Raw genomic sequence first — 10,392 nt, forward strand, 5'->3', positions numbered from 1 at the left:
GTGTTTACAAACATTTATTTTAACTCGTGTTTTATGATAATATTTTTTATCTTGTACGATTATTAACTCTAAAATTAATGTTATGAAAAAGATTTATTGGTTTTTGGCTTTATATTAGCCATTTGTTATTCTTGCTCGGAACTTGAAGACTTCTTAATCGATTCAACTTCAGTGGTTTCATGGACTACAATGACTAGAGCTGCTGGTGATGAAAAGTTTGATGTAGTAGGGTATGGTTACGATGTGACGAATGAGTATTTACATCCTTTATCAGTCAAAGGTCCTGTCTTGAATGTAGAGAAGTATAAGCAAGACCATTCTGGAAGATTGGAGTCTGGTACTGCTTCTTATGGACATGACCGAATGTATTATGGCTATTCATCAGCTGATTATGTGAAGAATATTACGACAGAAACAAAGGCAACATATACAATGAGTTATGGCAATGAAAAAGATACAGTATTCTTCTCAAATACAATAACTAATAATGCTTATTTGAAAACAGAATATTCTTATTCAAGTAAGTATTCATTTGCTAGTTTGGATTTAGTTAGAAATCTAAAACATATTTATTTTAATGATGAAATCAGTCGCTTATCTCAATATTTATCAGATAGTTTCAAGGAAGACTTAGAGCGACTTTCTCCCAATCGGATCGTAGAAAGATATGGTACGCATGTTCTAACGGATATCATAATTGGTGGACGTTATAAATTAATTTTTCGTTCCGTTATCACTAAAGCAAGAGATGCTTCAACAAAAAGGAGAACTGTGAGTTCGGGATTTAAATCAACTTTAGATGGAATCGGAGTAAGTTATAATTTGGAACATATAGATACTGTGGATGAGAGTTTAGTAAAAGATAATCAACATAAAGAATTATATGTTATGTTTTATGGTGGTAGTGGTACAAATTTGAAATATGATTTAGAAAAGGGTATGCCAACAAGTGTTGATGTACTGAGTTGGGAAAAATCATTATCTTTAGCAAATTCCTGTTTGACTGAGATTAATTGGAAGGAAACTTATCCAATTTATGAGTTTATATCTGACCCTGTAAAGAAGCAGGTAATAAAAGCAGCTGTGATTAAGCATATAGAGAAATCGAAAATAGATATGTTAGAGTTGTTGCCATTGCATATATATGTATATGACAATCCCAATGAGGTAAATCAAAAGCGCATGGATCATTATACTACCACACAAGTTGATATAGAGAAAAAATATTCAGGTTGGAAATATGGTGGCGTTGAAGGGTATGTCGTTAAAAAAAGATATGATGGAACAGTTCCTTTTTATGAGTATTATAGTGATAACAGTTTTGATCATTACACCACAACCATTTCAACTATAAACCAAGATTTCCCAGGATGGAAATTATTGCCAGAATCTATATCTGGATATATATATAAAGATATAGGAGATAATTTGATACCTTTATATGAATACTATAATGATGATTTAATTAATCATTATACATCAACAGATCCGACCGTTAGTCAAATCTATGATGGCTGGCATTTTCTTCCTAAATCTATATCTGGATATGTCTATCCTGCAAATTAAAGTTTTACTAATTTGAGAATTCGGGGAATGCTTTAAATAGTTACACGTTTTGTATTATTTGTTGATGGAGTTGATTAATTATAAGAATCATGCTTAAATGTATGTGTTATTGTAGACAGAGATTAATTGCCGAATGAAACCTGCAGCTTTTCTAAAAAATGCTAGTTTTATTCGGCAATTTACTTCGTATTCCTTTTGCCATCTAATCTTAGGGGTGTACTTTATGCGTCTGCTCTGTCTTAATAAGGTGAAGAAAACAAGTAATAAAACAGCTGTTAGCATGAGAATAATAGCTCAATATTGCAACAGTAAAGCTGATCAATGAGTGCGGGATAGTTAGTATTAACTATAAAAACACCTTTGAAAGCTATAGTTAATACTATAAAATTGATATTTTGCTATTGTTTTATTATTCAATAAGAGAATTATTGTCATTATATCGAATTCACGTTAAATTATTGACAAACAGTTTGCAAATATCAAGATTATTTGCGACTATTGCATCTTAGTTGTGTATACGCCTGTTGGATTTAAATACTTGGGTGCTTCTATTATGCTAAATGACAGTAATAGTGCGCAACTTATTAATAATAAAATATTTAATTCTGCCGATAGGTGTAATACCATTTTTATGTACAATTTAAAATTTCCAAACTATGTTGCTCCGGAAGCTGTAATAGGGGCTGAAACCATTATCGAAGAGGGTACTATTATATTGAAAGGGGCTATTATCGGTAGTCAGTGTAAGATTCATCGCCACATATTTGTGGATGAGGGGGTTAAGATAGGCGATAAGGTTAAGATTCAAGACAGTGTGATGATTCCACGTGGTGTGACTATTGAGGATGGCGTTTTTATCGGTCCATCAGTTGCTTTTACAAATGATAAATATCCAAGAGCTATCAATAAAGATGGAACATTGAAAAGTGGGGGCGATTGGCAGGTTAGCGAAACTATTCTAAAGTATGGTTCTTCTATTGGGGCGAATGCAACTATAGTATGTGGTGTTACTATAGGTGAATGGGCAATGGTGGCTGCTGGTTCAGTTGTAACAAAAGATGTCCCTGCAAATGCATTGGTTATGGGGAATCCTGCAAAGGTGATAAGATATTTTGAGTAATATTAGCTATGACTGACTATCTTGTAGAATTTTTGGAAACTCCTCTATTTAAGCTGGGTTTAACTATCTTTTTTAGTTATGTAACTTGGAGACTGACAGAGAAGTTAAATCCGAGGTTTTTGTGGAAAGATTATAAACGCAGACAAAATCTCAAAAGAGGATATATCAATAAAGATAATGTTAAATTCGGAATTGATCATCATGATTATTTTGATCATGATGATGGCGGGTATATTGATGATTTAATAACTATACGATTAGACAAAACTCTCTATGAGTATAATTTTGAGGAAGAGTTCTCACAAAATTGTCAAAGAATACCTAAGCTCGAGCTAATTAAAGAATATATTAATATTAATTTCCCGGAAATAAATCTTGACGAAGTTGTTAGAACTGTAATAGTGCCGGGGGTGCTTAGGAATTCAGGGGGTAATATTTATGTGGTTAATGATATTCGGAAAAGTAGAAAAGACTATATTAATGGGAGAAATTCTGTAAAACGCCTTGAAGCCTCAGTTTTTGAGCTTGATTTAGTTAGGATGACTGCTGATACAGTTCAGTTGATTGATCGATTGTACTTATATTTTCAAGGAAAGAATCCGGATTTATTTGAAATTAATTATAAGACAAATAAACGGTTGGAAAATACAACAAAAGAGGTGACTGAGTTAATTGGATTTATGACTAAGGTTAGTTTAAATGGCTTTATCATAAGTACTAAGAAAGTTAATAAAGAATATCAGTTGTTTTATAATAAAAAACAAGGTTTCTCATATGGAATTTTGTTCTCAGAAACTACATTAAAAAGCATAATAAGAACTTCTAGAACTAAAGTAAACGGGCTGATGTTAAAAGAAATGCTATGTAAAGCAGTGCCGTCTTTAGAGGTTAGAGAACAGCAATTCACAGATATTGCCATATCATATTTAGATGGCCTGTATGTCGAGATTCTAGGTGTATTACTTGTTGATAATCTTGCTCCCTTTTCTGACAGTGACTCTGTGTGGCTGGATTTTACTCTTGATAGTATTCGTCAAGAAGCATTCAATAAAGACAGTTCTTTAGAACATGCTTTGTCATATGCTGCTAATATCAGGCAAAGGGCGAATAATAATCGTTTTTATTCATTTAATAAGTAGCTTATCTATGAACATAAATTTAAAAGATACTCTTGTTGATGATACTATTATAGTGCAAGTCCAACCTGTTTTAGAGCAGGTTCAAACAGTGACTACCCATTTTGATATTGTTGGGAATTTGCTTTGGGATAATTTGTTTGCACCATTACTCTTTGGAATATCTATTCCACTTGTATATAAGTTTGTAAAAAAACTCTTGAAAAGGTATAATTTGAAGAAATATCAATCTAAAATAATACGGGAAGACCAATATAAAGTGCTTGTTAATAATGTTTGTCTGGAGGATAAGTATTTTCGGGTTAATAAGATTAATGATGACGAATTTATTATTCCATTTCCTGAAACAAGAGAGAAGAAATTGGAGGAATTAGGATTTAGAAAAGTATATAAAAAGAATAAAAATCAATGTTTGCATAATAGTCTTTATAATTATATTAGCAAGTATTATGGAGAACAATTGACTTATAGAGGAGAAAATTACTCAATCCCAGAATTTATAACTAGGCTTTCTGAAGAGACGGCTGATGTTTTTATACATGAAATGCATCAAGCGAAACTGCGGTTTAATAAATATCTATATGGTATATATGATGTGAGAGTGGATGAGGATGATAAATGTGAAATTTCTGTTTATAATTCAGACTATTTTACATATAAGTGTACTGTTAATTTGTATAATGCGTTGGCTACTATTCCAGTTAAATCATGCTTTCCGGATTTTAATGTAAATGTGGCACAAGTAAGACCTTTTTATAATTCAGTAGCTGTTGGAGGTTTTGTTATAATCGATCGAGGAAATGGTGATGAACTTGTTACTGGGTTTCGTGGGGAGAATTGCCAAAGTGGTGGATATTGGCACTTTTCTTATGATGAGACATTTACGGAAGATGACAAGTCGGATGAGGATGATCAACCAAACCTTATGACATGTTTGAGGAGGGCGTTAAGTGAAGAACTTGGGATTTTAAGAAAAACTCAGGAAAAATGTATCCCTACATCTCAAATTACTTTTTTAAATGTGGGAGTCATCCGTACAGCTGGAAATGATAATAGACTGGAATTTGAGGTGTGTTCATTTGTTCGAGTGTGCTTGTCGGAGGCATTCACATTGGAGGATTTTATTCATGGTTATCGTTTTGCTAAAGATGCAGAGATTGAAACCAGATGCCTGGAGTTTATTCCAATCAAAGAATTGGATAAATTTATATCTACTCATAAGATATCTCCAGAATCCAAGCATTTGGCCCAAACGATCTCTTTGTTGAATGATTTTGATTTGCTCGGGACCGACAAAGAAGGATATCATGAAATTTTAGAAGCAAATAAGCAATAATGAAAATAGCATGAAATTATGACCCTTTTAATAGGTTGATAAGTTCTATTAAATAGCTATCAAGCTCATAAAATGTCGATATTTTACCAGAGAGGACAGAAATATAGAATGGCGGTTGCTTTGCCATTTGAATAAGGGTATTTCTTTCATCTGTTTTTTCTGATGAAATCTGAATGGGCTTAATTGCAAACATGGAAGAGATGTATTCGATACCATGTAATTGGGGGTGTATAAATTCCTCATACTGTGTTTTCATTGCTTCATATGCAGTTAGTGGTTTATGTAGGCATAGGTTACAGTTCCCGATATTGTGAGGACTGCAACTACCATTTTTCATACATGGAAATGATGGCTCTGGGGATGAAACGGTATGTGGGGTGTAGTGGACAGAAGTTAGTGTATGATATTTACTAAAGCCGAATGGCATGATTGAAAAGAATTCGCCGTCCATAACAGTAATGCCGATATCTTTCAAAGTGTCTGGTACTTTGCATAAAATAACTTCACAAAGTTCGTACTTTAAGTTGAATCCCGGTTTGTTGAATAATTGGCTTACTATATTGGTAGAAGCATAAGTTGCATTTACCACTCCTTTGCATTCAATATACTCGCCGTTTTCTATTTCTATTTGATAGCGTTCATTTTTATCTGTAATTGAAATAACCTTCGTTCCCGAAAACGTATCTACATTTTTAACATCACTAATGTGGTTTAGTAGTTTATTTAGAACAATCTTATAGCTATATGAGTATTCTTTAGTAAGATATAATGCTTCAACTTTATTTGAGTTAAATAGTGTATTAGGATCAACTTCAGAATATGGTATATTATTTCTATTCATAAAATCTTCATATTCAGATTTGTTGGTTAACGACTCATTATTTGCGATAGCATAATAGGCCTTAAATTGAGAATTAATACTTTCACCAAAGTCATGTATAAAGCGCTCTTTATATTTTAGTATTGTGTTTACTGTTTTTTGACCTCTTGGGTAATGTAAGCCATTGTGGAGGCGGGCTTGATTGACCATTGATGCTCGAGAGAAGAAATTTTGATCTATATCAATAACAGCAACGGTAACTTCACGTTGCGACAAAAAAAGGGCAGTATATAAACCATATATGCCTCCGCCTAATACGACTATATCAAATTGTTTCATAGTTGTTTAATTTGTTTTGCCGGTGCGCCATACCACATCTGATTATCAGGTATATTTTGGAGTATTAATGATCCCATACCAATAATAACATTATTCCCTATACGAATTTGATCTTTGATATTGCTGGATGCATAAATAATACACTCATTCCCGACTTTGACGGAACCGGCTATTGTGACGGAACTTGCTATCCAGTTATTTTTACCAATAACTGTATTGTGCCCAATAGAACACAAACCATCTATTTTAGTTCCATCTCCTATTGTTGTAGGTGATAATGTGCCTTTGGTAATTTGACAATTAGGGCCAATATCAACCTTGGAGCCTATAATGACGTTTGAGTAATGCGGGAATTTGTGTAAGCTTCCATATTGATCTCTTTCGCAGCCTAATCCGGAATGACCTATGACTGTTCCAGCATGAATGATTACATCGTCTCCTATTTCAACGCCATCATAAATGACAACATTTGAGTGAATGATGCAATTATTTCCAATGGAAGCATTCATAATTGTTGCAGATGGGCTTATCTGTGCGTTTTTGCCGATAGATTTTTGAATGTCAATAGGCTTATAATAATTGGGATGGAAAAATCTCTCTGCAATGAGAATGAAAACAAGACGCGGATTGCTGACATGGATGATGACTTTGTTGAAAAGTTTCGGAGTGATTAAAACCTCTGTGTCAGTTATTAGATATTTTACATTTGATTGCTCAGCTAACTTTTGTTTCTCTTTTTTGTATGTTGCTATCCATCCCATACATTCGGGTAATGAAGAATCTAATGTCGAGATATTTTTAACAACTAAGTCCTCTACATCATGTGATACATTAATAACGTATTCTTTGATATATTCAATAATGTCTGATAGCTGAATCATCTTTATATTTGTTTGCAATTTATTGTGTGTAAGTATTCTTTTTGCTTATCCTTACAAAGATAGTTATATTTGGCATAACTCCTAAATAAATATCTATAAAAAGTTATGCACTATTCTATTTCAATATTCAAAAAGGAATGTGAAAAGTGGCTGGCGAAGAATTAATGTTTTCCTAGTTGTAGGAAATTGGAAAGTATTTTGTGGATGTGATATTTGCTTTTGCTGTCTTAAGCGGTAAATGGTTCTCTTTTTATTCAAAGTCTATTATCTATCTCTGCCATTATATCTTGCTTTTTGCAATTCTTTCCTTGTTGGACTTGTTGCGATACAGATATTTCTATGTATATTTGTATGATGTGAACTTAGACGGATTGAAATATGAGTGGCAAGATTTACCCTATCGGTATACAGAACTTTGAAAGTCTTCGTAATGATGGCTATTTTTATATTGATAAAACAGCATTGATTTATCAATTGGTGAAAACCGGAAGTTACTATTTTTTGAGTCGTCCGCGCCGTTTTGGCAAAAGTCTGCTCATTTCTACGCTTGAAGCTTACTTTCAAGGAAAGCAGGAACTCTTTGAAGGGCTGGCTATGGAGAAACTGGAAAAAGATTGGGTAAAATATCCCGTTTTATATCTTGATCTTAATACGGAAAAATATGATACTCCGGAAAGTCTGGAGAACAAACTCAATGGGGCGTTGGTGGAATGGGAGAAGATATATGGTGCGGAGCCCTCGGAGAAATCCTTAGCGATGCGTTTTGAGGGGATTATTAAACGTGCCTGCCGGCAGGAAGGACAGTGTGTGGCTATTCTTGTGGATGAGTATGACAAGCCGATGTTGCAGGCCATTGGTAATGATGCCTTGCAAAAGAGCTTTCGCAATACATTGAAAGCTTTCTATGGTGCATTGAAAAGTCAGGATGGCTGTATTAAGTTTGCTATGCTGACGGGAGTTGCCAAGTTCGGTAAATTTAGTGTGTTCAGTGATTTGAATAACCTGAATGACATTTCAATGTGGAATAAGTATATAGATATTTGTGGTGTGAGCGAACAGGAATTATACGATAATCTGGATGCCGAGCTTCATGAGTTTGCCAATGTGCAGGAAGTGACGTATGAGGAGATATGTGTCCGGCTGAAAGAGATGTATGATGGTTATCATTTTACGCACAATTCTAAGGGAATGTACAATCCTTTCAGCCTGCTTCATGCTTTTAATCGGAATGAGTTTGGGAGTTATTGGTTTAAAACGGGTACTCCTACTTATTTGGTGGAATTGCTGAAGAAACACCATTACGACCTTCATCGGATGGCTCATGAAGAAACTGATGAACAGGTACTGAACAGTATAGATTCTGAATCTACCAATCCTATTCCGGTAATCTATCAGAGCGGGTACCTTACCATTAAAGGGTATGATGAAGAATTTGGTATTTACCGTTTAGGTTTTCCTAATCGTGAAGTGGAGGAAGGATTTATCCGTTTTCTGCTTCCTTATTATGCGAACGTCAATAAAGTGGAATCTTCCTTTGAAATTCAGAAATTCGTTCGTGAGGTACGTGCTGGTGATTACGAATCTTTTTTCCGTCGTCTGCAAAGTTTCTTTTCTGATATTCCATACGAGCTTGCCCGCGAATTGGAGTTACATTATCAGAATGTACTTTATATTGTATGTAAACTGGTCGGTTTTATGTAAAAGCGGAATATCATACGAGTGAAGGCCGTGTGGATATGGTATTGCAGACTGACAAGTTCATTTACATTATGGAATTTAAACTGAATGGTACAGCGGAAGAAGCTCTGCAACAGATAAATGACAAGCATTATTCCCGACCATTTGAAACGGATTCACGAAAACTTTTTAAGATTGGTGTGAATTTCAGTGCTCAAACAAGAAATATAGAGAAGTGGTTGGTCGAAAATTGAATTGCCTGCGCCGGAAATAAGATATTCATTTCTCATATTCTCATAGATTTGATTTAAATAGCAGATAATTAATAAAGTAAGCTATGAGAAATACTTTAAAAATTGGTATTTCTCATAGTTTTATTCGCAAATAGACCTTGATTTGGCTTATTTCTCATACCTGTTGAAGTCATTTCTCATAATGGCCCGGTGTTGGTATATAAATAGGCTGTGTGGGCTTACCTATATTCTGTAAGTTGCCTTTTGCTTTTAGGCGACGGATTTGCCTACTGGCCATACTTTGAGTGAAACTGCAGAGCGACTGCATATTGCTACGGGTTAATACAGGATGAGTTGCAAAATAGGCAGTAAGTTTCTTGTCGATCTCTTCTTCTGAAAGAGAAGCCGAATGTGGCTTGTATTTTGAACGTCGTAGATGAGTGCTCATGCACAAACTCTTTAAATCTCTGTCAGCCTGGAAATTAATGGACTTAAGTTTCACTTTGTCAGCACGAGTGGTAAGCGAGTGCACGGGTTCGGTAGCTTGCAATGTAATCTGGAAATAGCCGATTCCATCCAGATGTACTCGTTCTCCTTCGCATAGGTGGTTTCCCATGCATCTGCTCAATTCCATTAACATGGCTTCTACCTCTGCTTTCCCGAAAGTAGTTGCCATGTGGATTTCTCTTGCCAGCTTTTGAGTGGTCACATGTTGAAAATTAACCACTCGTGGGTGGTAACTAGGTTCTTCCCCTTCTTTTTCCGGTTGGGGATTCTTATAAAACTCGAATTGTATTGCCATCTTTGTTTTAATTTAATGGTTATTTATATGTTATGTACTGATGCTCTTAGTGTATCTTGCTTTTATTCTTTTATTATTCAACCGCCATCCTGATTGTTCCACTACAGTGAACGGTTCTTTTCACTCTAGTAGACAGAACTTTTTACTGTAGTGAACAGGCCTGTGCACTCCAGTGGAACGATTGGGATGCTCTTTCAAAGATACGACATTATTAGGTGAAAAACAAGTAATTAACTAGTTGTTTTCATGAAAGAAATAGCTAGCTGTTTTCTAAGATAAGCTTGGCGGATAAACAGGAGAATAGTTGTGTCTGACTATGAGAAATACCCTGATAGAGTATGAGAAATAGCGGCTTTTTGAAGAAAATCGATGAGGATAGTATGAGAAACACCTGTTTTAAAAACGTTTCTCATAATGTACTTCTTTGATTATATGTGCTTTATCTGAAATCTATGAGAACATGAGAAATAGAATTGAAAAAT

Annotated in this window: 7 protein-coding genes and 1 pseudogene; 5 read left to right on the forward strand and 3 right to left on the reverse strand. The window is 34.5% G+C overall.

The annotated features are described in order from the left end of the window. Positions 1-189 precede the first annotated feature (189 nt). From BXY_RS12885 to BXY_RS12900, 4 genes are all read left to right on the forward strand, one after another. Entirely contained in the window at positions 190-1,566 is a 1,377-nt protein-coding gene (locus BXY_RS12885) for an MAC/perforin domain-containing protein (RefSeq protein ID WP_015532122.1), read from the forward strand. A 538-nt stretch (positions 1,567-2,104) separates the two neighbouring features. Further along, the gene (locus tag BXY_RS12890) at positions 2,105-2,686 is read left to right on the forward strand and encodes an acyltransferase (protein WP_270703990.1); all 582 of its coding nucleotides are present in this window, start codon (positions 2,105-2,107) and stop codon (positions 2,684-2,686) included. Between the two features lie 8 nt (positions 2,687-2,694). After that, the gene (locus tag BXY_RS12895) at positions 2,695-3,825 is read left to right on the forward strand and encodes a hypothetical protein (protein WP_015532124.1); all 1,131 of its coding nucleotides are present in this window, start codon (positions 2,695-2,697) and stop codon (positions 3,823-3,825) included. A 7-nt stretch (positions 3,826-3,832) separates the two neighbouring features. Further along, positions 3,833-5,158, forward strand: coding sequence for a hypothetical protein (locus BXY_RS12900; protein ID WP_015532125.1), 1,326 nt, complete (start codon positions 3,833-3,835; stop codon positions 5,156-5,158). A gap of 16 nt (positions 5,159-5,174) precedes the next feature. Here BXY_RS12900 and BXY_RS12905 read toward each other — a convergent pair whose 3' ends face one another. Together BXY_RS12905 and BXY_RS12910 are read right to left on the reverse strand one after the other, a co-directional pair. After that, a complete protein-coding gene (locus BXY_RS12905) occupies positions 5,175-6,317 on the reverse strand; it encodes an FAD-dependent oxidoreductase (RefSeq protein ID WP_015532126.1) in 1,143 nt (380 codons plus the stop codon). Further along, the gene (locus tag BXY_RS12910; protein WP_008024060.1) at positions 6,314-7,198 is read right to left on the reverse strand and encodes a UDP-3-O-(3-hydroxymyristoyl)glucosamine N-acyltransferase; all 885 of its coding nucleotides are present in this window, start codon (positions 7,196-7,198) and stop codon (positions 6,314-6,316) included. The genes BXY_RS12905 and BXY_RS12910 overlap by 4 nt, the downstream gene beginning before the upstream one ends. Positions 7,199-7,576: 378 nt before the next feature. Between BXY_RS12910 and BXY_RS12915 the strand changes: the two are divergent. Then, positions 7,577-9,129: pseudogene (locus BXY_RS12915) on the forward strand (ATP-binding protein). Positions 9,130-9,298: 169 nt separating this feature from the next. On the opposite strand, the gene BXY_RS12920 reads toward BXY_RS12915, so the two are convergent. Continuing rightward, positions 9,299-9,910 (reverse strand): HU family DNA-binding protein, encoded by a 612-nt coding sequence (locus BXY_RS12920; RefSeq protein ID WP_009039140.1) that lies wholly within the window; start codon positions 9,908-9,910, stop codon positions 9,299-9,301. Positions 9,911-10,392 lie beyond the last annotated feature (482 nt).

It is taken from the genome of Bacteroides xylanisolvens XB1A (assembly GCF_000210075.1).
Classification (GTDB): Bacteria; Bacteroidota; Bacteroidia; order Bacteroidales; family Bacteroidaceae; genus Bacteroides; species Bacteroides xylanisolvens.